The organism is Bacillus sp. FG16, assembly GCF_057809515.1.
In genome coordinates, this window is the sequence record NZ_JBMDKC010000391.1 from 1 (window position 1) to 338 (window position 338).

General features: G+C 44.1%; 1 rRNA gene. It reads right to left on the reverse strand.

Features of this window, described 5'->3' with window-relative positions:
- Positions 1 to 192 precede the first annotated feature (192 nt).
- Positions 193 to 338: ribosomal RNA gene (locus ACODS7_RS32885) — 16S ribosomal RNA — on the reverse strand; the annotation flags it as partial.

Consider the following 338-nt stretch of genomic DNA (forward strand, 5'->3'; position numbering starts at 1 on the left):
ACTCCTAGTGTCAAGGCATCCACCGTGCGCCCTTTCTAACTTAACCAAACTAAAAATTAAAAAATATGAGCTACACCGTTATCTAGTTTTCAAAGAACATACATTTATATATGAGAGATAGTTCTCTCAAAACTGAACAAAACGAAACACGGAAACTTATATTGATGAACAGCGTTCATCAATTCTCCATAGAAAGGAGGTGATCCAGCCGCACCTTCCGATACGGCTACCTTGTTACGACTTCACCCCAATCATCTGTCCCACCTTAGGCGGCTGGCTCCATAAAGGTTACCCCACCGACTTCGGGTGTTACAAACTCTCGTGGTGTGACGGGCGGT